At 53.7% G+C, this 23812-nt stretch carries 24 protein-coding genes; 14 read left to right on the forward strand and 10 right to left on the reverse strand.

Annotated elements, in window-relative coordinates:
* Window positions 1-153 precede the first annotated feature (153 nt).
* On the forward strand, window positions 154-726 hold the full coding sequence (locus E1N14_RS02710; RefSeq protein WP_037436323.1) for an SRPBCC family protein: 573 nt from the start codon (window positions 154-156) through the stop codon (window positions 724-726).
* Here E1N14_RS02710 and E1N14_RS02715 read toward each other — a convergent pair.
* A complete protein-coding gene (locus E1N14_RS02715; RefSeq protein ID WP_025009310.1) occupies window positions 714-1655 on the reverse strand; it encodes a sodium-dependent bicarbonate transport family permease in 942 nt (313 codons plus the stop codon). The genes E1N14_RS02710 and E1N14_RS02715 overlap by 13 nt on opposite strands.
* Before the next feature lie 92 nt (window positions 1656-1747).
* Between E1N14_RS02715 and E1N14_RS02720 the strand changes: the two genes are divergently transcribed.
* Both E1N14_RS02720 and E1N14_RS02725 read left to right on the forward strand, forming a co-directional pair.
* Window positions 1748-2707, forward strand: a complete 960-nt coding sequence (locus tag E1N14_RS02720; protein ID WP_062793564.1) for a LysR family transcriptional regulator — start codon at window positions 1748-1750, stop codon at window positions 2705-2707.
* 201 nt (window positions 2708-2908) lie between these two features.
* Window positions 2909-4276 (forward strand): alanine/glycine:cation symporter family protein, encoded by a 1368-nt coding sequence (locus E1N14_RS02725; RefSeq protein ID WP_025009311.1) that lies wholly within the window; start codon window positions 2909-2911, stop codon window positions 4274-4276.
* Window positions 4277-4332: 56 nt separating this feature from the next.
* On the opposite strand, the gene E1N14_RS02730 is transcribed toward E1N14_RS02725, so the two are convergent.
* Window positions 4333-5685 (reverse strand): flavohemoglobin expression-modulating QEGLA motif protein, encoded by a 1353-nt coding sequence (locus tag E1N14_RS02730; RefSeq protein ID WP_062793563.1) that lies wholly within the window; start codon window positions 5683-5685, stop codon window positions 4333-4335.
* Window positions 5686-5906: 221 nt separating this feature from the next.
* Between E1N14_RS02730 and E1N14_RS02735 the strand changes: the two genes are divergently transcribed.
* On the forward strand, window positions 5907-6872 hold the full coding sequence (locus E1N14_RS02735; RefSeq protein WP_025009312.1) for a PDC sensor domain-containing protein: 966 nt from the start codon (window positions 5907-5909) through the stop codon (window positions 6870-6872).
* A 71-nt stretch (window positions 6873-6943) separates the two neighbouring features.
* On the opposite strand, the gene E1N14_RS02740 is transcribed toward E1N14_RS02735, so the two are convergent.
* Window positions 6944-7126: a PA3496 family putative envelope integrity protein gene (locus tag E1N14_RS02740; protein WP_025886854.1), complete on the reverse strand. Its 183-nt coding sequence runs from the start codon at window positions 7124-7126 to the stop codon at window positions 6944-6946.
* Between the two features lie 304 nt (window positions 7127-7430).
* Here E1N14_RS02740 and E1N14_RS02745 point away from each other — a divergent pair, with 304 nt between their 5' ends.
* From E1N14_RS02745 to rimK, 4 genes are all read left to right on the forward strand, one after another.
* Window positions 7431-9563, forward strand: coding sequence for a CHASE domain-containing sensor histidine kinase (locus E1N14_RS02745; RefSeq protein ID WP_420877396.1), 2133 nt, complete (start codon window positions 7431-7433; stop codon window positions 9561-9563).
* Window positions 9560-9991 carry a response regulator gene (locus E1N14_RS02750; RefSeq protein ID WP_025009315.1) on the forward strand — a complete coding sequence of 144 codons (432 nt, stop codon included), beginning with the start codon at window positions 9560-9562 and terminating at the stop codon, window positions 9989-9991. The genes E1N14_RS02745 and E1N14_RS02750 overlap by 4 nt, the downstream gene beginning before the upstream one ends.
* Window positions 9992-10003: 12 nt before the next feature.
* Window positions 10004-11731, forward strand: coding sequence for a putative bifunctional diguanylate cyclase/phosphodiesterase (locus E1N14_RS02755; RefSeq protein ID WP_028779647.1), 1728 nt, complete (start codon window positions 10004-10006; stop codon window positions 11729-11731).
* Between the two features lie 81 nt (window positions 11732-11812).
* Window positions 11813-12718 carry a 30S ribosomal protein S6--L-glutamate ligase gene (gene rimK, locus E1N14_RS02760; protein ID WP_025009316.1) on the forward strand — a complete coding sequence of 302 codons (906 nt, stop codon included), beginning with the start codon at window positions 11813-11815 and terminating at the stop codon, window positions 12716-12718.
* Window positions 12719-12741: 23 nt separating this feature from the next.
* Here rimK and E1N14_RS02765 read toward each other — a convergent pair whose 3' ends face one another.
* The 3 genes from E1N14_RS02765 to E1N14_RS02775 all read right to left on the reverse strand — a co-directional run bounded on the left by E1N14_RS02765 (window position 12742) and on the right by E1N14_RS02775 (window position 14541).
* Entirely contained in the window at window positions 12742-13434 is a 693-nt protein-coding gene (locus E1N14_RS02765; protein ID WP_062793562.1) for a TorF family putative porin, read from the reverse strand.
* A 266-nt stretch (window positions 13435-13700) separates the two neighbouring features.
* A complete protein-coding gene (locus E1N14_RS02770; protein WP_025009317.1) occupies window positions 13701-13973 on the reverse strand; it encodes an HU family DNA-binding protein in 273 nt (90 codons plus the stop codon).
* A 172-nt stretch (window positions 13974-14145) separates the two neighbouring features.
* A complete protein-coding gene (locus E1N14_RS02775) occupies window positions 14146-14541 on the reverse strand; it encodes a hypothetical protein (RefSeq protein ID WP_037436326.1) in 396 nt (131 codons plus the stop codon).
* Window positions 14542-14660: 119 nt separating this feature from the next.
* Between E1N14_RS02775 and E1N14_RS02780 the strand changes: the two genes are divergently transcribed.
* Window positions 14661-15170: a DUF4240 domain-containing protein gene (locus E1N14_RS02780; protein ID WP_025009319.1), complete on the forward strand. Its 510-nt coding sequence runs from the start codon at window positions 14661-14663 to the stop codon at window positions 15168-15170.
* 6 nt (window positions 15171-15176) lie between these two features.
* Here E1N14_RS02780 and E1N14_RS02785 read toward each other — a convergent pair whose 3' ends face one another.
* Complete coding sequence (locus tag E1N14_RS02785) at window positions 15177-15482, reverse strand: hypothetical protein (RefSeq protein WP_025009320.1); 306 nt, start codon at window positions 15480-15482, stop codon at window positions 15177-15179.
* Between the two features lie 282 nt (window positions 15483-15764).
* On the opposite strand from E1N14_RS02785, the gene E1N14_RS02790 reads away from it, so the two are divergent.
* Window positions 15765-16289 (forward strand): DUF3016 domain-containing protein, encoded by a 525-nt coding sequence (locus tag E1N14_RS02790; RefSeq protein ID WP_025009321.1) that lies wholly within the window; start codon window positions 15765-15767, stop codon window positions 16287-16289.
* On the opposite strand, the gene E1N14_RS02795 is transcribed toward E1N14_RS02790, so the two are convergent.
* Together E1N14_RS02795 and E1N14_RS02800 are read right to left on the reverse strand one after the other, a co-directional pair.
* Complete coding sequence (locus E1N14_RS02795) at window positions 16286-18019, reverse strand: GGDEF domain-containing protein (RefSeq protein WP_025009322.1); 1734 nt, start codon at window positions 18017-18019, stop codon at window positions 16286-16288. The two genes, E1N14_RS02790 and E1N14_RS02795, sit on opposite strands and share 4 nt — an antisense overlap.
* A gap of 118 nt (window positions 18020-18137) precedes the next feature.
* The gene (locus E1N14_RS02800) at window positions 18138-18449 is read right to left on the reverse strand and encodes a hypothetical protein (RefSeq protein WP_025009323.1); all 312 of its coding nucleotides are present in this window, start codon (window positions 18447-18449) and stop codon (window positions 18138-18140) included.
* 47 nt (window positions 18450-18496) lie between these two features.
* On the opposite strand from E1N14_RS02800, the gene E1N14_RS02805 reads away from it, so the two are divergent.
* Window positions 18497-19384 carry a TraB/GumN family protein gene (locus tag E1N14_RS02805; RefSeq protein WP_025009324.1) on the forward strand — a complete coding sequence of 296 codons (888 nt, stop codon included), beginning with the start codon at window positions 18497-18499 and terminating at the stop codon, window positions 19382-19384.
* Window positions 19385-19429: 45 nt separating this feature from the next.
* The gene (locus tag E1N14_RS02810; protein WP_025009325.1) at window positions 19430-20065 is read left to right on the forward strand and encodes a chemotaxis protein CheD; all 636 of its coding nucleotides are present in this window, start codon (window positions 19430-19432) and stop codon (window positions 20063-20065) included.
* Here E1N14_RS02810 and E1N14_RS02815 read toward each other — a convergent pair.
* Complete coding sequence (locus E1N14_RS02815) at window positions 20026-20820, reverse strand: methyltransferase domain-containing protein (RefSeq protein ID WP_062793565.1); 795 nt, start codon at window positions 20818-20820, stop codon at window positions 20026-20028. The two genes, E1N14_RS02810 and E1N14_RS02815, sit on opposite strands and share 40 nt — an antisense overlap.
* A 198-nt stretch (window positions 20821-21018) precedes the next feature.
* On the opposite strand from E1N14_RS02815, the gene E1N14_RS02820 reads away from it, so the two are divergent.
* Both E1N14_RS02820 and E1N14_RS02825 read left to right on the forward strand, forming a co-directional pair.
* Window positions 21019-21852: a MaoC/PaaZ C-terminal domain-containing protein gene (locus E1N14_RS02820; protein ID WP_044735635.1), complete on the forward strand. Its 834-nt coding sequence runs from the start codon at window positions 21019-21021 to the stop codon at window positions 21850-21852.
* Window positions 21853-22085: 233 nt separating this feature from the next.
* Entirely contained in the window at window positions 22086-23792 is a 1707-nt protein-coding gene (locus tag E1N14_RS02825) for a formate--tetrahydrofolate ligase (protein ID WP_062793561.1), read from the forward strand.
* The last annotated feature ends 20 nt before the right edge of the window (window positions 23793-23812 follow it).

Below are 23812 nucleotides of genomic sequence, written 5' to 3' on the forward strand. Positions count from 1 at the left end.
GGCTTGGTTCGCTTCTCGGCCAGGGTTTGTTTGTGCAGGCGGTTTCAAGAAGGCTATTTCAATCTCTAACGACTTGGTTACTTTTTGGTCTGCTTGCAGGATATACTCAGGCAAGTAATTGTTGTCGGAAGAAAACTTGTTTGGAGAATCCTTATGCGTTTTATCAAGACACTGTTTATCCTGTTGGCACTGATAGTGGCTGTGCCGCTGATTGCCGCCCTGTTTGTCAAAAGCGACTACCAGGTGACCACCAATGTGGTGATAAACCGCCCGGTGGCTGAGGTCTATGACTATGTGAAATATCTGAAAAATCAAGATAACTTCAGCGTCTGGGCCAAGATGGATCCGGCGATGAAACGCAGCTATCGCGGCGTTGACGGCACTGTCGGTTTTGTCTCTGCCTGGAAGAGTGATAACCCGGAGGTGGGCCAAGGCGAGCAGGAGATAGTCGCCATGGAAACTAACAAGCGTATCGATTATGAGCTCAGGTTTCTGACTCCCTTCGAGGCCACTGAACCTGCCTACATGCTATTTGAACCCTATGAAGGCAATAGAACCAACCTCAGTTGGAGCTTTAAGGGGCATCTGGATTACCCGACGAATCTGATGTTTCTGTTTGTTGACTTTGAAACCATGATCGCCACGGATCTACTGCGCGGGCTCAGCAATCTCAAGCTGTTACTCGAATCTGAACCCACGCCGCAGGAACAGATTCAGAGCCCGTAAATCCAGGCCACCCATTGACGGTAAAGATTAAGCCCTATCAACAGGTTAATCGGAAAGGTGACCCCTAGCGAGGCCAGCATGGCCACGCCGATATTGGCCGATGGAATGGCCGCGCGGATCGCCGCCGGTGCTGCAATATAAGAGGCGCTGGCGCAGAGGCCGGCCAGTACCAGTGCCGAACCAGCGGGCAGCCCCAGGGCGTGACCTGTAATGATACCCACCCAGGCGAGTACGAAAGGCGTGACGGCAGCGAATGCCAACAGGCGCCAGTGACTCAAGGGCAGCGGAGCACAAACCCTGGCGGTACACAATCCCATCTCCAGCAGGAACAGCGCCAGCAAGGTCTTGAATCCCTGCATCAGCACAGGGCTCAAAGAGGCCAAGCCCTCAGAGCCGTAGCCCCATCCGATAAGCACGCCGCCCCCCAGCAATATCACCCCACGGCTGGTGAGCGCTTCCAGCAGGATATTACCGCCGCGTCCCGGCTTATCCCGGTTCAGGCGTCGATAGAGCCACAACATGACTATGATGGATGGCAGCTCCAGCAGTACCAGATAGAGAGTGGTTTCGGGTTTGAGTGGCCAGCCCAGCTGCTCTGTCATGGCGTAGACAACGGCAAAAGTCCCGGCACTGACCGAGCCGTAGTGGGCGGCAATACTGATGGCATCGCTCTGTGACAGGCGAACCACTTTTTTCAATATGGGATACAGGGCCAGCGGGATAGCCAGTCCCAGACCTATCACTAACCCCAGCTCGGCAAAGGACAGCTGATCTGTGTGGCCGTGCAGCGCCATGCCGCCCTTGAGGCCCAGGGTCAGCATTAACAGTATGGAAAGGGTTTCGTAGGTGGATTCGGGGACTCTGAGATCCGATTTGAGCAGACCGGCCAACAGGCCTAGACCGAAAAAGGCAATAACAACATCAGGCATGGGGTTCTCCTTGTTAGACGGCTGGAGATTGTGCTCGCCCGGCGCTATATTGGAAAATAAATTATTCACTACATATATATAGATAATTATCTATGGATCTTCGCCATCTCAGCCTGCGCTTGTTGCAGGTGTATATTGAAGTGGTCCGGCGGCAGAATATTTCCGCCGCTGCCAGACACTTGTATCTGACTCAGCCGACCGTGTCGCTGCAATTGAAAAAACTGGCCGAGCTGGTGGGTGAGCCCTTGCTGGAAACCGGCCCGGGGGGACTGCGGCCGACTCAGGTGGGGCAGGAGCTTTACCGCGCCGCCGTCGACGTGATGACCCGTTTGGAAGACTTCAACGGCATGCTGGCCAAGGTGCGGGAAGGGGAGAGCGGCCACATCAATATCGGCCTGGTGACCACGGCCAAGTACGTGGTGCCGCGGATCCTCGGCGCCTTCTATCGTCGTTTCCCCGGTGTCCGAGTCACACTGAACATAGGTAACCGTGCCCATGTGCTGAATCGCTTTGAGCATCTGGAAGACGATCTCTACCTCTTCAGCCATCCTCCCAGGGGCGAAACTGTGCAATCGGCGCGGATCATCCGTAACCCACTGCAGCTGATTGCCCCCAGAGATCATTGGGCCGCCGGGCAGAGTGAACTCAAGTTTGAGCAGCTCAGTCGCGAGCGGTTTCTCATCCGTGAGCCGGGGTCGGCTACTCGGTTAATGTTTGAATCCTGGCTCAGCGGTCAGGGGATGGAACTGGGCGACTGTATGCAGATAGAGAGCAATGAGGCCATTCGTCTGGGGGTCGCCTCGGGGCTGGGGTTATCTGTTATCTCGGCTCATACCCTGGAGGAAGGGCGTGAGCGCCCGGCTATTCTGGATGTGAAAGGCTTCCCGCTGGAAAGCAATTGGTATCTGGTGAGCCGTAAAGACAGGCGTATGCCCTATGCGGCGCGGCAATTGGTGCACTTTATGGCAGAGCATCTGCAGCAGTGCATAGAGGCCGAATGGGTGGCCGGTGACATAGCCAAGTTGCCGGTCAACCTGGGATTGGTCGATTGAGTCTTATCCTAATTAATCCAGCTCGCGTTCGTGCCCTTTCTCTTAAGGGGGCGTGGACGTTGAGTGCTTTCGCTTCCCGGCGGGAGGTTTAACAGTAGGTTTCCAATTGTTAATCTTTCGTTGTAATCTGGGTGTTCCTTATGCAGTTTTTGCCATCACAGATGGAAACTGCAGCGATAACAATAACTACACGAGGTTGGAATGGAAACAATAATGGAGTGGGTTAGCCAGCTCAACAGCCTGGTTTGGGGTGTGCCCATGCTGGTGATGATCCTGGGGGTAGGACTGTTTCTGTCCATAGGTTTGCGCTTTATGCAGCTTCTCAAGCTGGGGAGAGGCTTCCGTTTACTTTGGTCCGGGCGGATCCCGGATAAAGACACCAATATGAAAGGGGAGATCAGCCCCTTCAATGCGCTGATGACGTCCCTGTCGGCCACCATAGGTACAGGGAATATCGCCGGGGTGGCGACGGCAATATTTCTTGGCGGCCCGGGGGCACTGTTCTGGATGTGGTGCACCGCGCTGGTGGGAATGGCCACCAAGTTCTCTGAAGCCGTGCTGGCGGTCAAGTATCGCGAGGTCGATGATAGTGGCAACCACATAGGCGGCCCCATGTACTACATCAAGAATGGTCTCGGCCAGAAATGGGCCTGGTTGGGAACGCTATTCGCCTTATTTGGTGGTTTTGCCGGTTTTGGTATCGGCAACACAGTGCAGGCTAACTCGGTGGCCGATGCCTTGGACAGCAACTTTGGTGTTCCAGCCTGGGCAACTGGCTTGGCGATGATGATTTTGGTGGGGGCCGTCCTGATGGGCGGCATCAAGCGGATTGCCGACGTTGCCGGTAAGTTGGTACCCCTGATGACTGTGTTTTATATCACCTCAGGTTTGGCTGTGATTGTGGTCTATTTCGATCAGATCCCGGCGGCGCTGGAGCTGGTATTCGAGAGCGCCTTCAACCCAGTGGCGGCCCAGGGCGGTTTCGCCGGTGCGGCAGTGTGGGCCGCCATACGTTTCGGGGTGGCCCGAGGGGTGTTTTCCAATGAGGCAGGTCTTGGTAGTGCGCCGATTGCTCATGCTGCAGCCCAGACCAATAACCCTGTGGCTCAAGGATTGGTGGCTATGTTGGGTACCTTTATCGATACCATAGTGGTCTGCTCCATCACAGGTTTGGCGATTATCGTTTCCGGTGCCTGGACCTCGGGGGAAACCGGCGCAGCCTTAACCTCCTACGCTTTCAGCCATGCCTTGCCCATAGGGCAGTACATAGTGGCTGTGGCACTGGCTATCTTCGCCTTTACCACCATTCTCGGCTGGAGCTTTTACAGTGAAAAATGTGTGCAGTACCTATTTGGTACCAAGGCTATAGTGCCGTTTCGCCTGGTCTGGACTCTGATGGTGCCCGTGGGAGCCATGGCGTCTTTGGACTTTATCTGGCTGGTGGCCGATACCCTGAATGCCATGATGGCGATCCCCAACCTGATAGCCCTGGCGCTGCTCAGCCCAGTGGTCTTTGCTTTGACTCGGGAATACTTTATCAAGCAGCGCCAGGCCGAGTTGCAAAAATAGCGAGCCAATTGCTTTAGAACCAAAAACAGGGCAACTCGAGTTGCCCTGTTTTTTTATCAGTCGGCGTTGCTGTCAAACTCAGTGTCTTCCAATAACTCGAACATAGGTTCGGCATTGGGTAACTGTTTGAACAGGCGGCTGAAGTGTCTCTGCACCCCCTTGAGGTCTATCCCGGCCATCCCGGAGGCGAAACCAAACCAGGCGTAGAGGCCACTGAAGTTGTCAAACATGGGCGGCAGATACTTGGGGGCGGCAATAAGCCCTTCCCTGTGGGCCTGATAAAGCACGGGGATATCCTCAATGGCCAGCTTGCCGACAAACAGCATAGGGATGATCTCCGGGATCCCGGCTGTGATGGCGGAGCGGATAAAGTTAATGTTCTCCACATAACCGCGCACATAGGAGATGTCCTTGGTGAAGTAGCTGCCACCCTGTACCATGCCGCCGCGAAACACCCGCTGAGTTACCCGGTAACTGTCTCGTTTACTGAGATTCTGGCCGCAGAAATAGTTGAATACTTCAATAAAGTCGGCACCTTGCTCGGCCATATCGACCGCGGTGATCCTGTCGCTGATACGCCTGGCCCGCCCTGGGTTGGAGCTCAGGGTAATGGTTTCCATCAATACGGCCAGCCCTTCCTGGGCTGCTGCTACCCTGGGAGAACCGACGCTGAGCCAGGTGGCCCAGGGTTGAGCCCGGCCATTGAGGGTGGTGCCCACATGCACCCAGCCCTCATGCACCTCGTAGACATCAAGATCCGATTGGCTGAACAGCGCCTTGCTGTTGAGCTTGACCGTGTCGCCGCCCACGGCGGCATCCGAGACTATGCCATCACTGAGACGCACCCGAATATCGTCACTGTGAAAGTAATCTTTCAGGCGGCGGCCGAGTATATCCACCGCCTCCGGCGCGGCGATTTCTTTGGGGTGATGGCGATTGCTGCGCAGCGCTGCTGGCAGCGAGAAGATGTAACTCAAACGGTCGCCGAGCTGTCTGAGATTGTGTCTGTCACCATGGAGTTTATGGTTGGCGCTGCCGTAGAGGCGACGGCTGAATTCGCCGAAGTCGGCCTTGCCGCGGTGTTGCAGCATGTCGATAACCTGAAGATATTGCTCGATATTGGCTATCAATATCTTGCCCAGCTTGTCGTATCTTCCCAGGCGCTTGCGGGTCTGCAGGCGCAGTTCGGATAACTCTTGGCGGGTCTTGTCCGGGTCAAAAGGCAGCGGTAGACGCTGGTAAAACTCGGCGTCTATGGCGGGTAATTGCTTGCCGTTATTCTCGAGAAAACGGGCTTCCATCTCTCTCGGCCACTTGATGGCATCGAGGATTTTTATCGGCGTCTGCAACCGGATCAGCTCGTCCGAGAGGCGCCGCAGATCCTCTTTATAGGCACTTGTGTCTGGCATCAATAGTCTCCTCGGAAGACACAGGTTATTGGCGGCTATCATCTTGGATAACGCGCTGTCTGGCAATAGAATTTATCTTTGCCAGATCTTGGTGCAACCGCTTGGTTATTGAGCATAGTCGCCCCAGATGATTTAAGCTAATTAATTGATATTCATCATGTTGCATTGTTGGCATTCAAGCTGCTTACCTGAGATAGATGGCCGGAATTTCAGGAGCAGTTATGGCAAACATGAGTTACTTGAGTGTGATTGAACGTTTTCATGAGTATCAGCCGCTAATCGATGAACTATTGCAGTCGATTCTGACCGGAATGGCCGACTCTCAGCTCTTTGACGACACAGGGCGGGCCATCAGAGTGTTTTCTGAAGTGGCAGCCTGCTATCCCTTCGTGGAATTGATGTATTTACTCGACGAAAATGGTCACCAAGTGAGCCCGAATCTGGCGCTTATCAAGCAAAAGATCAAACTGCTGGCTGTGGGTGAACACCCGGATCGCAGCCAGCGCCCCTATTTTCTCAATGCCAGCGACAAGAGCGGGGTGCAGATAACCTCACCTTATCTTTCCAATGCGTCCGGGCAATTGTGTCTGTCGGCGTCCCTGGGAGTGAGTCGTTTGGATGCCAGTCGTGGCTTTGTGGTAGTGGATATCAACCTGACCCGGCTGATTGAATTTATGATGGGCGACAGTCACAGGCGCAAGGTGACGCCACTGTTCAAGGCGGTTTATCTCACTCTGGTAACAGGGTTATTCATTATAGTTGGGGTACTGGTGCTGATTTCGGCCAGGGATATCTGGCACTTGTTGGCGCAGGGGCCGCAGCTGGCTCATGACTCACTCAAGCCGTTCGGGATCATCATCTATATCACCCTGGCGTTGGCGATATTCGATCTCGGCAAGACCATACTGGAAGAGGAGGTGTTGATGCATAAAGACATCTTCCGCCACAGCTCCACCCGGCGCACCATTACCCGCTTTGTTTCCACCATATTGATCGCCATCTCTATTGAGGCCTTGCTGACCATGTTCAAGGCATCACTCGGGCAGGTGGAATATATTCAGGGAGCGATTTTGATGATGCTGGCAGTGGTTGGTTTATTGGTGGCTTTGGGACTATACGTCTGGTTGGGAGCAAAAGCCGAGGCCCTGCTTATTCAAACCCAGTCTTTGCGGGGGCGGCAAGGATAAGGAGGATGTTGCTGACATCCTCCCACATCTGCAAGCCGACTCAGAGCACATGGGACTTGTTCACACTTTCCCTAAAACATATCGTCATCATCGAGCCCCATGGCTCGTCTGAGTTCCAGGCGCTCCAGGTAATCTTCCAAGCGGCGTTTTACCTGACGTTTGTGCTGCAGTGCCTTCTCGGCCTGACGGTTTTTTGGGGTGGTCATCGCTTCAATTTCAGCATCGTTGGGCACGAGTTCAACAATATGGGCCATAACGAATTCCTCACGGTTTATCCAAGGATTTTCTAGCCAAAAAAGCATTGGCTGAAAAGCAAAAATTTTTGTCTAACAAAGCAAATGATTCTGTCCGTCCCTCTACTCAATATTAGCCTTGGTTAAACTGAAATCTAGCACTGAGTCGCAACAGGAAGTGAGATCGAGACAACATTTTGACGATCTTTTCCAAGGACCTAAAACTTGGGGATTTTTTGCTGTTTTTGACTTGTTTTTTCCATGATCCTGACCAGAATTAACCTCATAGCATTCGCTTTATTGGCTAAGGACTAGGCTGTTTATGATCCAGGACGATCGTCTCACCGCATCATCCTCCCCTGCAAAAAGCTTCGGTTTTTCCACTCCGGCCTCGGTTTGGCTGATCATGTTGGTGGCGCTTCTGTTCACCTGTCTGGGTTGGTATCTGTTCAATCAATATGCGGAGCAGCGCGGACGTGAGCGCTTTGAGTATCAGGCCATGCTGGTCAAAGATGCCATAAGAGATCGTCTGTTGACCTATGAGCAGGTGCTGCGGGGCGGGGTGGGCCTGTTTATGGCATCCGATGGAGTGACTCGTGAGGAGTGGCATGAGTATGTGACCAACGCCAAGATGGAAAGCTTTTATCCCGGGATCCAGGGGATAGGCTACAGCGTTATTTTGCACCCGGAGCAACTGGCGGCCCATGAGGCGGCCATCAGGGCTGAAGGCTTTGATGAGTATCGGGTGTACCCTGCCGGTGAGCGCGACACTTATCAGGCCATCATCTATCTGGAACCCTTCGATTGGCGTAACCGGCGGGCATTTGGCTATGACATGTATTCCGAGCCGACTCGCCGTGAAGCGATAGACAGAGCCATCAACACAGGGGAGGCGGCGGTCTCCGGCAAAATCACCCTGGTACAGGAAACCCAGCAGGATATTCAGGCCGGCTTTTTGATGTATTTGGCGCTTTATGATGAATCTGCCGCCGGTCCCAAGGCCGCCAAGGGCGTGGTCTATGCCGCCTTTCGGATGAACAACCTGATGCAAGGCATTTTGGCGGATAAGTTTCCCTCCCTGATTCTGCAGGTATTTGATGGTGATACCGCCTCTGACACTTCGTTGCTGTACAGTACTGAGGAGGAAGGCCAGGTTACCAAAACCTACAACCATGTGTTGCCGCTCAAAGTCGGTGGTCATCAATGGTTGCTGAAAATCGGCGCCGACAAGAGTTTTGTCTCCGAAACCGAGAAGCTGCAAAGCAAGCTGATGCTGGGCATAGGCGTGCTGTTTATCATGGTGTTGTTCTATTTCTTGCTCAATAACGCCAGAGCCAGGTATCAGGAAGGCTTGCTAGCCAATGAGATCCTTGCCAATGAGAAACGCTTCCGTCTGGTTATTGAGGCCTCGCCATCGGCGCTGATCATGGTAGATGGCCATGGACTCATCACTCTGGTGAATGCCCATACAGAGCAACTGTTCGGTTACGCCCGGGACGAACTACTGGGCCGCAGCGTGAATATACTGCTGCCGGAAAGCCTGCATAAGTCGCACAATCGGCACATGGGTGGTTATCTGCAGCAGCCGATTGCCAAGAATATGTCCCAGCGCGATGATCTGTTCGGCCGCGCCAAAGACGGTTCTTTGGTGGCGGTCGAAGTGGGGTTGACCCCAATCCATTTCACCAATGGCCAGTCGATTCTGGCCACTATCAACGATGTGTCGGATCGCAAACGGATTGAAGCCGAAAAAGCCCGACACACTGAGGAGCTGGAGAAGATCAACCGTGAGCTGGACAGTTTTGCCTACATAGCCTCTCACGATCTCAAGTCACCGCTGCGTGGCATAGAGCAGTTATCCGAGTGGTTGGCAGAAGATCTCAGCGACAACAGCAGTGAACAGGTGCAAAAGTATCTGCGACTGATCAAGAGCCGGGTACAGCGAATGGTACTCTTGCTGGACGGCCTGCTGACTTTCTCGCGCATAGGCAGGGTGGATACCGAGTTGACGGAAGTGGACAGCAAGCAATTGGTGCAGGATACCTTCAGCTTGGTGGCGCCGCCAACCGGGTTCAAGCTGACTATCCTGTCTGATATGCCGTTGCTGACCACGGCCAGAGTACCGCTGGAGTTGGTTTTCCGAAACCTGTTCAGCAACGCCATCAAACACCACGACAAGGGTGAGGGGGTTCTCAGCGTCAGCAGCGAGCGCCAGGGCGACTATTATTGTTTTTGTGTCACGGATGACGGCCCTGGGATAGCCGCCAAGTTTCATCATAAAATTTTCGCGATATTCCAAACGCTTAAGCCAAGAGATGAAGTTGAAGGCAGTGGCCTTGGTCTCTCTTTGGTGAAAAAGTCGGTGGAAAACATGGGCGGCAAGATCTGGGTGAAATCGGAAGGGCGTGGTTGCAGCTTTTACTTCACCTGGCCGGCCCACTTCAAGGAGGAGTCATGAGTCAAACAGCCAGATACAAGGAAGTGACTATTCTGTTGGTGGACGACGACGATGTCGACTTCATGGCGGTGCAGCGGGCGATGCAGCAGCTCAGGCTGCTCAACCCCTTGGTCAGAGCCAGAGATGGCCTGGAGGCCTTGGAGATGTTGGGCGACGGTCGGGTGCGCTGCCCCTATCTTATCTTGCTGGATCTCAATATGCCGCGGATGAATGGCCTGGAGTTTCTCAGCCATATCCGCAATGACCCTGTGCTGTCTCTCTCCGTGGTCTTTGTGTTGACCACCTCAAGCGCCGATGAAGACAAGGTTGAGGCTTATAAGCATCATGTGGCCGGCTATATGGTCAAACATGAAATAAGCGATGGTTTTTATAATATTTTCAATATGCTGGAAAGCTATTGGCGTATTGTTGAGTTGCCGGAAGCCTGAGGGATGGAAAGCATGAATCTGCTGTTGATCGATGATGATGAGATAGACAGAGCTGCTATCATCCGCGCCCTGGATCAATCGTCACTGGCGTTCAAGGTGATGGAAGCCAACTGTGCCCAGAGTGGCTTGGAGTTCGCCTGCCAGCAGCGTTTCGACGGCATATTGCTCGACTATATGTTGCCCGATGCCAATGGCCTGGAAGTATTGAGCCGCCTCAATGAATCGGCCGGAGAGCAAACCGCGGTAGTGATGATCTCCCGTTATGAAGACGACAAGCTGGCGCAGCGTTGCATCGAGTTGGGGGCGCAGGATTTTTTGCTCAAGGATGAAGTGAATACCAGCCGCTTGACCCGTGCTATCCGCAATGCCAAGCAAAGGGCTTCCATGGCGTTGGCATTGCGCCAAAGCCACGAGAAACTCAAAGAGCTGGCCGAACATGATTCCCTGACCAAGCTGGTCAATCGTTACGGTTTTGAGCTCTGTCTGAACCGTACCTTGAGTCAGGTCAAGCGTCATCAGGACATGCTGGCGGTGATCCTCTTGGATCTGGATGATTTCAAGGGTATCAACGACACCTTAGGGCACCAGGTGGGGGATATCCTACTGGTGGAAGTGGCCAACCGTCTCAGTGCGGCGCTCAGGGAAGGGGATCTCATTGCCCGTCTCGGCGGCGATGAATTTGTAGTGCTGGTGACCGAGTCGGAGAATCGTTACTTCCCGATGGCGGTGGCCAACAGGCTGCAAAGGGCCTTTGAAGAGCCTTTCCCTCTGGGGGAACATGATGTGCTTATCGGCGCCAGTATTGGCATTGCAGTGTACAGCGATTCTGTCTGTGACAGCTCTGAGTTGCTCAAGTGTGCCGACATTGCCATGTATCGCGCCAAGAAGGTGGGCCGCAACCAGATCCAGTTCTATTCCGAAGAGTTGGCCAGAGAAGTCAGGTTTCGCAACCGCATCGAGATGGGCCTGAGAACCGCGCTGGAGCGGGATGAATTCAGGGTCTTTTATCAGGGGAAATTCGATGCGATTTCCGGCGAGCTGTTGGGAATGGAGGCCTTGCTGCGCTGGCAACATCCTGAAGATGGGCTGCTGGCGCCGGACAGTTTCCTGCCGATAGCAGAAGAGATAGGCCTGGTAGATGAGATAGGCGAGTGGGTGTTGGCACAGGCCTGCGCGCAAACCGTCAAGTGGCTGGCCATGCTGGCTCCGGTAGGCAAGCAGTTATCTGTGGCGGTTAACCTGTCACCGTCACAGATCATTCGTGAAACCCTGTATCAGACCATAGTCAGGGTATTGCAGCAAACCGGGCTGCCGGCTTCGCTGCTGGAGTTGGAGCTCACCGAAAATGCCTTGATAGAGGAACCGCTGGAGCTGGCCAAGGTACTGGAGCGGATAGCTGCACTGGGAGTTGTTTTCTCTCTGGATGATTTTGGCACCGGCTTTTCATCCCTCGAGCACATCAAGTACTTTCCCATCAATGTGCTGAAAATCGACAAGAGTTTTGTGGCCTCGGTCGAACAGGATGAACGCGGCAAGCGTCTGTTGTCGGCCTTGATCAACTTTGCCAACGGCTTTAACGTGGTGTCAGTAGCCGAGGGCATAGAAACCGAGGCGCAGGCGCAGTTTTGCCGTGAGCGGGGCTGTAACCTGCTGCAGGGGTATCTCTATTGTCGGCCAATTCAGCCCCAGGATTTTGAAACCCAGCATATTTTACCTTTGCTGGCCGAGGGGGATGTTTGATTTTACTTGCCTATTGGCAAGGGATAGTCAAAGATGCCACTTCTTTTGCTGGGCCATAACTCTTTGGCGGATCACTCAAACATGAAAATCGGTATTCTCTCTCAATTTCCCGAGCTCTATTCTACCCGCAGGCTGGTGGAAGCCTGTGAGGGACGTGGTCATCAGGCCAGGGTGATCAATCCACTCAACTGTTATATGAACATCAACTCGGTGCAGCCCAGTATCCATCTTGAAGGTGAGGAACTCAGCGGTTTTGATGCAATTATCCCGAGGATCCATGCCAGTGTGACTTTCTATGGCTGCGCCCTGGTGCGCCAGTTCGAGATGATGGGGGTGTATGCTGCCAATGACTCTATCTCCATAGCCCGCTCAAGGGATAAGCTGCGGGCACTGCAGTTGCTTTCCCGTAAAGGGGTGGGTATGCCGGTCACAGGTTTTGCCAGCAAGCCGGATGATATTCCGGATCTCATCGCCATGGTGGGTGGTGCGCCGCTGGTGATAAAGCTTTTGGAAGGCACCCAGGGGATAGGCGTGGTGCTGGCCGAAACCAAAAAGGCCGCCGAGAGCGTTATTGAAGCCTTTCTGGGGCTTAAGGCCAATATTCTGGTGCAGGAATATATCAAAGAAGCCAACGGCAGTGATATCCGCTGCTTTGTGGTGGGCGACAAGGTGGTTGCAGCCATGAAACGTCAGGGCCCGGAGGGGGATTTTCGCTCCAATCTGCATTTGGGCGGCAGCGCCGAGAAAATCAAGATTACCCCTCAGGAGCGCAAGACAGCCATTGATGCGGTCAAGGCGATGGGGCTGGCCGTTGCCGGGGTGGATATTCTTCGCTCCGAGCGTGGCGCCTTGGTGCTTGAAGTCAATTCAGCTCCGGGTATTGAAGGTATAGAGTTGACCACAGGTATCAAGGTGGCCGAGCCGATAGTGGAGCATATCGAAAAAATGGTTGCCGCCCGTAAACGCAATCGTCCTGTCATCGCCTGATTGCGCCTCGGGCTTTCCCATCCTTAGAATTCGAACTCATAGACATAGCTGAGCACTATCTTGGCATCGTCGTCCGGCAGATCCGTATCGGCCACCATAAAGGAGACTGAGCCTATGCCGGTTTCCTTGCTGATGGCCAAGTGGTAGTCGGCGTAGTCGGAAACCCCGAACCAACTCTGCACCACATCACCGTCTGAATAACCATAGTGTGCCGTCAGCGTCACGGTTTCCGTGATGGGATAGCTGAAACCGGCATGGATATAGCTCAAATCCTTGTTATCCAGTGGCGCAGCGGCCACGTCATCACCGGCGTTAACCACCTTGGCATAACCCAACTCAAACCACTTCCAGCTGAGAGTCAGCGCCAGCTCACCAAAGTCGATATCGCCTTCGGCATCCGGGTAGCCATAGTAGAGATAGCTGATGTCATAGCCAAAGTCTTCGCCTATGCTGCCGGAGTAACCACCGTAAAAATCGAGCTCGTAACTGGTATCGTCACCAAAGTCGACATTGGAGGCCCAGGTTCCCAGGTAAAAGCCCGAGTCGTGGCTATAGTCTATACCGCCTTGAACGGCGACAGAGTCATCCGTCTGGGTGGTGCCGCGCCACAGATAGTTGGAGGCGGCACCTATATTCCCCGATACAGCGGCCTGGGTTTCGCCGGCCACCAACAACAGACCTGCAATAACTGACAGTGAAAACTTGGTGTGTTTCATTCTCATCCCCTCGATGGTTTGGGTTCTGGAGCCGGGCAAGCTTGACCGGTGCAGATACTCGTTATTGTCTGTGCGGAATGAGCGAATCCTGTGCCAAGTTTAAATAGGCATTAAATACATGTGGTTAGCTTTTGAGTGTGATGCAGGTTAAGGAAATGTTGCATTTGGCTGGGGCGGGCTGCACTTTTTTTGTGCAATGGAGTGTTGGGAACCTCAGGCAATAAAAAACGCCTCAAGATGAGGCGCTTTCATCCGTGAAAAGCGGCTTAGTTGACGCTGTCACGCAGTGCCTTGCCGGCCTTGAACTTGGGAATAGTGGCGGCAGGGATTTGGATCTCTTTACCGGTTTGCGGGTTACGACCAGTGCGGGCTGCACGGGTTGAAGTTTCGAAAGAGCCAAAGCCTACGATGGAGATTTTAGTTCCTTCTTTCATGGCATCGGTCACTGCTACTTCGAACGACTTGAGTGCGCGGGCAGCTTCTGCCTTGGACAGGTTGGCGTGTTCTGCCATTTTAGCGATCAGTTCAGTTTTGTTCATCTGGAGCGTCTCTTCTTTCCGTCGATAAGTTATTATTGCCCATCTAACATGCCATAAGGTTTTTGGCTTGAAAAGGCCTTTCAGCGGGCTTCTTGGGCTTTATCCGCTATTTTTTAACCAAAAAGACACAAAATTGTGAGCCGGTCGCCGATTTCCTTAAATTCAGTGCGATCTAGTCAGACTTTTCCTGCTGCAAAAAGCGCTTGGTCCTGCCGGAAAAAGCCACCCAATACTGGAATAACAGCAAGGCCAGCAACACAGCCGCCAGCGGCAGCAAGGGGATATTTCGCCCTGCCAGCTCCAGTTTGACATCCTGCGGCGTAATCTGCAGTGCAACCAAAGCCGTAGTGGCAAATGCCATGAGTCCCAGAGTCTGAATAAAGAGATAGATACGCAATGCCCACAATGACCAGGATGTGCGCATTACTATGCCTACCAATACAGGGATGACTCCCAAGGTAAACAGATCCACAGCGCCGGTGCTGATGGTGCGCCACAGTGCTACCACAGCCAGTACCAGGTAGAGGATACAAAGCAGTACCAATGGTATTGGTCTTGAAATGGACATAAATGACTCCTGTGAGAAATTGGCCTAAGTCTATGGAAAGCCCTGGGGGGAGTCCAGCCGGATTTTAATCGCTTTTTGCGGTAAAATAACCGCCGACATTTTTGGCAGGATAACACTCAATGACAGAAGAGCAGTTTTGGGAGCTGGTCAGCCGCGACTATCCCGAACAGGACCAACAACAACTCCAGGCGCGTTTGACCGAAAAACTGCAAGGTCTTAGCGATGATGAGCTGGCAGAGTTTGATAAACACTTTGCCCGGCAGCTCAGGCTGAGTTACAGCTGGGATCTCTGGGGAGCTGCTTACATCATCGCCGGAGTCGATTCAGATTATGGCTTTGCCGAGTTTCGCAACTTCCTGGTGACTCTGGGTAAGGAGCGTTATCAGGCGGCCTGCAATGCAGCGGATTCGCTGGGGGAACTGGAAGTTTGGCCGCAGCTGAATGGCTATGCTTATCCTTTTGTTGAGGAGATAGATCTGCTGGCCGGCCAGCTATACGAGACCCGTACCGGGAAAGAGTTGCCTTTTGTGCCTTCGGGGCTGAGTCAGCCCAAGGGTAAGCGTTTCAACGATCAACCCAAGGCACTGCGCAAGCTTTACCCCAAGCTCAGCGCCCGTTTCCCTTTCTAAGCAGGCTTAGTCGTTGCGCATCTGTTCACACTGAAAGCCCTGACGGCGGGAGTCGAAGCGGCAGTAGCTGCCACACTCCCAAGGTGCCCCCTCCGAGGCCTGGGACTTCTCGATGGCAAACGCCTTACAGCTGGCATAGTCGCCAAAGTCGTCCTCTTTGACATAACGCCCCGAATCGAAGCCATGGGTATAAATGAAGGCGCTCCAGGTTTCCGGCCCCTTGGGTTTGGCATCCTGATTGATGGCGACGAGAACAATTCCCAGGGCGGTAAATAGTCCCAAGGTAATCAGCAAAGACGGCGAGAATTTCACTGGCGCTCCTGTTGTGACTGGTTTTTTTAGCACTGCTATTAGATTACTTCCTCGGGCCTGACTCAAGCAGCCTTGTGTTAAAGCTTGTTGGGGCTGCTACAAATTGATACTCAGGTTAACGCATTTTTGTGGGTGTCTATGAAAAATAACAAAATAAAATAATCACTTATAACAGGATGATGTTCGCATATTAGTTTTGCGTTAAGCCCGGATTCAGGTTAAATTTTATACTCTGAGTTTGAACCAAATGCATACTGACATTCGCTCCCAAAGGAGGCTGATATGAAAATCAGATATCTGTTACTTGCAGCAGCCCTGACCTCTGGCTCGGCGCTGGCGGCCGACAAGGTCGATGAAAACCCGGTTACCGAGTCGGGTAAGGTAAAAATTGAGTGGCAGTCACCCAAGGATTTTCGGGACATCAAGTCTGCCAGCGAGCTGCAATCCCGTTACGAAAAACGTCTGTTCGAGACCTTGACCAAAGCCTTGGATAAAGACGTTTCCTCATCTCTAAAAGACAACCAAAAGCTGGAACTGACAGTCACAGATGTGGATTTGGCCGGCGATGTGCGGCCTACCTTTGGCGCTACCGCCAACGATATACGTGTAGTCAAGAACGTTTATCCGCCCAAGATAAGCTTCAGTTATCGATTGTTGGAAGGCGATCAGGTGGTCGTTGCCGGCGATGAAAAGCTGACTGATATGCAGTTTCTCGACCATGTAGACAGAATTAACAGCGACAGCTTCCGTTATGAAGAAAGAATGCTGAAAGACTGGTTCCAGAAAACACTCAAGCCTAAACTCTAAGCCGTCCTCGGCATCTCCAGCAAGCACAGCCCTTGGGTGCTGTGCTTGGCCTGTTTTTTTGCCAGTGCACACAAGCGGGACAACTCATGCTCGCTGGCGTCCAAACTCAATGGCGGTGGTAGTATACCGACGCTGAGGCGCAGTAGCGGTTGAAGGCATTTCTGCCCTTGTCTGTCCTGTGCAAACAAGTGCTGTCTTTGCCAGTGCTCGTCACTGAAAAACTGCCTCTTGCCCTGTTCAAACTCTGCCAATATTTGCTGACAAACCCCGAGCAGTTGCGGCTCTGTGCCTATCATTACGAAATCATCCCCACCCACGTGGCCGATAAATTGCGCCTTGCCGTATTGTCTGAGCAGGCCAGCGACGGCCCTTATTACTTCATCACCGCGACTGAAGCCGTAGATGTCGTTATAGGGTTTGAAATGGCATAGATCAAAATAGGCCAGATAGAAATGCTGTCGCAGTTTGCGCAGCCGTTGCAGCTCTTCCTGAATGGGCACATTCCCGGGCAATTCAGTCAATGGGTTGGCGTGGCGCGCCGTCTGTATTCTGTGTTCAGTGATGCGCTGCAGCAGCTCGCGGGTGTGGCCCAGACCGATGAAGTCGCCCTGACGCAGAATAATGAATTCCTGCGCTATTTCGGTACCAGGCTTGGCGGTGAGTTTTTGACTCACCCGCGACAGCGGCGTGGCCGCATCGACCATAAGCACATCTTTGTCCATGAGCTCTGTGACCGCTTGGTGCTCATGAAGGGCGCGGCCATAGGGCCGGGAAAACAGCTCCATCAGTCGATGGCGATAGACCAGCCCCAAGGGATGTTTCTGCTCCAGCACCACTATGCACTGAAGCTCCGGCTGGGAGAGAAAGCGTTCGCTCAACTGCTTGAGTTCGGTATCAGAGCAGCAGGTTTGCGCCTGATGGCACAGGCTCTCTGCTGCCTCGTTGTATCTCGGTTGTTCCTGCTGACGAATGGCGAGATAGCGGGTCTGCAGTTGCCTATCAGGTTGCGCCTCGGGTCTGCCAAGCAAAAAGCCCTGACAATAGGTGATCCCGAGCTGACGCAGTATCGTCAGCTCGGCTTCTGTCTCTATGCCCTCGGCGATGACTTTACAGGTCAGGCTTTGGCACAGTTCTATGATGGAGCGGACAAACTCCTGTTTAACCGGAAACTTATCTATCTGATGGATAAAGTGGCGATCAATTTTGACATAGTCGGGCGAGAGTTCTGACCAGAGGCGCAGGCCTGAGTAGCCGGCGCCAAGGTCGTCGAGTGCGGTCAGAAACCCTTGATTGCGGTAGTGATCCAGACAGGCTTTGAGCTGATCTATGTCATCGGCCGGGTATTGTTCCGACAGCTCTATGACCACATTGGATGGTGCTATGCCGAACTGTTGCAAGAGTTTGAGTGTTTGCCCCTTGGGATGACTTGGATCCAGCAGTGCCTTGGGGGAGATATTGATAAACAGCTTGCCCGGCAGTTGTCTTTGCTGGAATTGTGCTATGGAGACCCGGCGGCACAAGGTCTCCAGCTCGGAGAGGCGCCCCAGTCGTTCGGCGGTACTGAACAGATGAAATGGAGAATGAACGCTGCTGCCGATAGGGCCGCGGCTTAGGGCTTCAAAGCCATGAATACTGTTGCTGTCTATGTTGATAATCGGCTGAAACAGTGCGGTGATATCCTCTTTATCCAACACACTTCTCAGCTCAGCAATCCTGTCTATGGCCATCAAACTGCAATACCTCACCAGGCCCCAAATCGGATAGAGTCTAGGTGTTGCAAGTGACACTAAGATGACAAAGCCGGACTTGACCCGGCTTATCGGGGTGATTTTGCAGTTTGAACTCTTGCTACTTACTCTGCTGTTTAAATTTTTGCAGCGTCTGCAGCAAGACCGCCAGTTTCGGCAGCAGCGCCTCCAGCTGTTCCGGGGTGGGTGCCGTTTCGGCTTCAAGATCCGCTACCGCCTGTGCCAGCTCCTGTACATAAGGGAGGAAGCGATTACTGCATGTGGTAAAGCCTTGCTCTTGGGTGAATACGGCAGAAAACTTTCCATGGCCGGCCTGTTGCAGCTGATCCAGACGGTTATCGGCATCGACAGCCTGACGGTAAGCGGTCTGCAGATTGGCTTTCAGTTGCTCAATGACCTTGGTGTATGGCATAACAGCCTCTAACTGGTGAACTTTGGCTGAAATTATAAGGAACAGGGATGCGCGCAACAAGTCGACTGCTGTGGATCTTCTTCGGATGTGGCTTGCTTTTAAGCGGTATGGCCCAAGCTAGAGATGGCGACAAGCCGCCTTTCCATCAGCTGGAGTTTGCCGGCAAGACGGCTTTTCTCATGGGATCAGTGCATGTCGGCCAGACCGACTTCTATCCACTGCCAAACCAGATAGAGCAGGCCTATCGCCACGCCGGTGCTCTGGTGTTGGAAGCCGATGTCCGCGATCCTGCGGCGCAGCAGTTGCTGCAGAAGTATGGCTTGAAGGCCGCAACACCGGATGAGGAAACCCAGACGCTGCTGCAGGGATACTGTGGCGGCAAGCCTTTGTGCCGGCAATTGGCTATGATGTCCCCCTGGTTGCAGTCGGTACAGATCAGTATGCAGCGCTTCGTGGAGCTGGGTTATCAACCCAGCCTGGGTGTGGAACAGTATCTGTTGGATGGGGTCGGTGACAGACCCGTGCTGGAGCTGGAAAGTACAGAAATGCAGTTGGCACTGCTGGACTCGCTGGCGCTGGAGCACCAGTGGAGTATGGTTAGGGAGAGTATTCGCGGCGAAGATCGGGAGATCCAGGCGCTGATCACGGCTTGGCGCAGCGGTAATGAAAAAGCGTTGGCCGAGTTGATGTTGCATCAGCTGTCCACCGAAGGTGAAGACGTATTGCTGGAAAAACTGCTGTGGCAGCGTAACCAAGGCATGGCCGAGCGCCTGTTGAGTCTAATGGGTTCCAATCAGGCGCCACTATTTGTGGCCGTCGGTGCCGGGCATCTGGCCGGTAAAAAGAGCCTACTCGAGTATTTGCATAAAGCCGGAGTCAGCAGCCGTAACTGCTGGCGGCAAAGCTGTGATATACCGCCCGGCGAGGCAAACTGAGGCGCTGGGGTCTATACTTGCTGTGCTTGGACACAGGGAGTTGAGATGCAAGGCATTAGCGAGGCGTACAAGGGGTTTGAAGGAACAGTTCGTCAGTGGGATGAACGTTTTGGCAAGGTGGTTGCCAGGGTCGATCCCGGCGATTTTTATATTACAGGTGCCGATGAGTACATTTTTACCCGCTTGGGGTCTTGTGTGGCGGCTTGTATCTGGGACCCCGTACTCGGCATAGGTGGCCTGAATCATTTTCTGTTACCCGAGCGCAAACTTCACGAAGATTGGCACCAACTGACCAGCTACAGCTGCCGCTACGGCAACTGGGCCATGGAGCAGTTGATCAATGCCATACTCTGTGTCGGTGGTCAGCGACACAGATTACAGGCCAAAGTATTCGGCGGCGCCAGAATGGGCCAAAGCAGTGTGCTGAATGTCGGCCAGTCCAACATAGATTTTGTACTGCGTTATCTCGAACTCGAGCAGATCCCAGTGCAGGCGGAGGATTTGGGCGGCCCTTGGCCGCGTAAGGTGATGTTTCACCCCAACAGTGGCAAGGTCTTGCTCAAGCACATGGATCCCGAACGCCTGGCGCAGCTGGTGCCGGAAGAGAACCGTTATCTGGATCAGATAGTGGATGGCAAAGATCAACCCTCGATCGAGTTGTTCGGCCCGGATGCCTTGTGAGCAATGAAATGCACGTAGCGGCCCAGAGAAAGATAGGGCTGCTGGCGTGAGTATTTCAGCTCCATCTCCAGCAGTTGCTGGAAGTCGAAATTATCCGGCAAGCTCTTTTTAAGATAGTCATGGATGACTCTTACCCCGGATTCACACCTCAACTCCAGTTGCCACTCGTTAAACCAAGCTTGTACATCGGCTATTTGCAGCGGATGTTTCGGGCTGAGGCGGACTTTTTTGCGGGTCTGCAGATCGGCAGCCACATAGTCGAGATTGCCCGACACCAAGGCGTGAAAGCGCATCGCTTCCTTATTGAAAAACATCAGTGAAAACAGGCCGTCATCTTTCAAGAGTGACAGCAAGCCTGCCAGCGTCCCCTTGGCATCATGCAACCATTCGGCAACCGCATGGCAGAGGATAAGGTCGAACTGGCCCAGTTCCGTTACGTTCAGCTCCTGAATGGCGCAGTGCAGCAGTTGAATATCCAAGGGCTCGGCCGAGGCGGCAATCTGCTCTTTGGCTTGTTCCAGCATGGCCGAGGAGATGTCGCAAAGTGCGACTTCATGCCCCATGGCCGCCAGTTTTTGACTGAAAAAACCGAAACCGCCACCGGCATCCAGTACTCTGAGTTTACGGCCGGCAAAATAGGGTAACTGTTCCTGCAGATCGCGCCAGAGTACCGCAGCTCTGATCTGCCCTTTGGGGGTTCCATAAATATTGTTGGCGAACTTTTGCGCCAGCTTGTCAAAGTTCTGATCTTGCACTTTGGAGGGTTCTGAATGACTTGAAGGCATATAGTGTCTCACAAGCCGCAGCCCTTGGCATCAGGCCCAAGCGCTTATGGTGGACAGATCGCAAAATCATAGATAGCTCCGAAAACGGCAGGGATGAGGTATAATGCTCGGCTTGGAATACTCAAGGTGGGCTTTTTGGTTATGGAATTCAGTGTCGAACTGCGAACAATGCCTTCGTTGTTTTCGCTGTATCGCAAGATTTTTTTCGGGCGAAAGCCTGGCTGGGACAACCAGCCTTTACCTCGTATCAGCGTTAATACTCCCGGCGTGGCTTTGGAGCCCGGCAAGGTGGCCGACTACGCTCAGGTGTGTGGCTTCGAGTTTGATGGCAAAACTCTGCCGCCTACCTATCTGTATGTGATGGCCTTCAGGTTACATGCGGTGATCTTTACCCATGACGCCATCACTTTTCCTCTGCTGGGAATGATCCACCTGCGTAACCGTATCAGTCAGTTTCGCAGTGTTACCCTTGATGAGCGTTTCGATATCGACTGTCGCCTCACCGACAGCCGAGAGACAGATTCCGGGCTGGAGTTTGACCTTATTTCCAGGGTGACTGTGGCTGGAGAGCTGGTGTGGGAATCCTTGTCTACTTATCTGTATCGCATAGATAAGCCGGGGCGCAGGGCAAGACCACCCAAGGCCGGGGATATTCAGTGGGAAAACCCCAGTGTCTGGGAGTTGGGTGACGACTTGGGTCGGCGTTATGCCAGAGCCTCGGGTGACTATAACCTGATCCATCTGCATCCCTTGCTTTCCAAGCGTTTTGGTTTCGACCGGGTGCTGGCCCATGGTATGTGGTCCAAGGCCCGCTGCGTGGCTCAGTTGATGCCTGAGCTGGGCAATAGGCCCTGTGTCATTGACGTGGCGTTCAAGTTGCCGCTGTTTATGCCGGCCAGTGTTTGCTTCTGCGCCGAGGCCATGGAGCAGGGCTATAAGTTTGAACTCAGAGATCAGAAAGGGCGCAGGCCGCATCTTTGTGGTGAGATCTCCCTGCTCTGAGCTGTCGGGGCCTAGGTTTCCCGCCTTGGCCCCTGTTTGGCTCCATTATTCCTGCGCCCGCTATTTTCCCTCCGTTCGGAAACTGTTTTTCGGCCAACTCTTGCCAGAGATTTCTTGACCCAGATTAAGGTATTGCTGAATAAAGAGGGCTCCGACTTTAGCTTGAAGCTGGAATGGCCTAGTATGCGGGTCCTTTGATCTATTTGCTTTGGCCCTTGTGGGAGTTTTACTGAATGTTGAAGGACATAGAGATCTCTAGAATGACGCCGAGGCGTCCCATTGAGCATATCGCTACTGAGTTGGGGCTGCGTCCCGGTGAATTCAGCTGTTACGGCGACCACAAGGCAAAAATCCCGCTGTCGTTGCTCGAACGGGTCTATGACTATCTGCCCGGTAAGCTGATTCTGGTGACTGCGATAACGCCTACGTCACACGGTGAAGGCAAGACGGTGACCAGCATAGGTTTGACCCAGGCCCTGCATGCGCTCGAACACAAGGTCTGCGCCTGTTTGCGCCAGCCCAGTATGGGGCCGGTCTTTGGCGTCAAGGGTGGGGCTGCCGGCGGCGGTTATGCCCAGATAGTGCCGATGGAAGAACTGAATTTGCATCTTACCGGGGACATTCACGCCATTACCAGCGCCCACAACCTGGCCGCCGCCGCGCTGGATGCCAGGCTGCATCACGAACAACGCCTCGGGGCGGCAGAGTTCAGCCGTCGCAGTGGCTTGGATGCGCTCAATATCGATCCGGAAAAGCTTTTTTGGCACAGGGTGATGGATCACAATGATCGCAGCCTGCGGCAAATTCAGGTAGGGCTGGGAAATAACAATGGCCCTGAGCATGAGTCTGGCTTTGATATCACCGCCGCCTCGGAGCTGATGGCCATTTTGGCCCTGAGTCGCGATCTTGCCGATATGCGCCGCCGTGTCGGCCAGGTGTTGCTGGCACTCGATACCTCCGGACAGGCCATCACAGCCGAGCGGCTCGGGGTTGCCGGTGCCATGTGCGCCATTTTGCGTCAGGCGCTGGAGCCGACATTGATGCAGACCCTCAACGGCGCCCCTTGTCTTATCCACACCGGGCCTTTTGCCAATATCGCCCATGGCAACTCCTCTATCATTGCCGACGAAATGGCGCTGAAACTCAGCGACTATGTGGTCACTGAAGGCGGCTTTGGCTCGGATATGGGCTTTGAGAAGTTCTGCAATATCAAGGCGCCGATTTCCGGGCGTCAGCCGGATTGCACCGTCTTGGTGGCGACCTTGAGAGCGCTTAAGAGTAATGCCGGGCTCAAGGGGGAGGCAGTAAGCCGGCCTAACCAACAGGCACTGGAGCAGGGCTTTGCCAACCTGGCCTGGCACCTGGCCAATGTGCGCCGCTACGGCACACCTGTGGTGGTGGCCGTCAACCGTTTTCCCGAGGATACCGAGCAGGAGCTTGAGTGGCTGAGGCAGGCCTGCCTCGCCGAGGGCGCCGATGCTTGTGAACTCAGTGAGGCCTTTGCCCTAGGTGCCGATGGCGCCAAGTCCCTGGCCGAGTCGGTATTGGCGGCCATAGGCAAGGGCTATGGCTTCAAGCCTCTCTATGACCCTTCGCTTGGACTCGAGGCCAGTCTGGCAACCTTGGCCGAGCTTGGTTATGGTGCGGCCGGGGTAGAGTTGTCGGCCAAGGCCCGTGAGCAACTGGCAGAGATCCGGCGTCTTGGCGCAGACAAGCTGCCTGTGTGTATGGCCAAGACGCCTATGTCTATCAGCCACGATCCCAAACTCAAGGGGGCACCCAGCGGTTTTACCCTGCCAATCACTGAGCTTAGGCTTAACGCCGGAGCCGGTTTTGTCACCGCTTTGGTGGGCAAGGTGATGACCATGCCTGGGCTGGGTTTGAATCCAGGCTACCTGCATATCGATATCAATGAGCAGGGTGAAGTGATGGGGCTTTAACTCGATAACAACCAAGGGCG

It is taken from the genome of Shewanella algae (assembly GCF_009183365.2).
In the GTDB taxonomy this organism is placed as follows: Bacteria; Pseudomonadota; Gammaproteobacteria; order Enterobacterales; family Shewanellaceae; genus Shewanella; species Shewanella algae.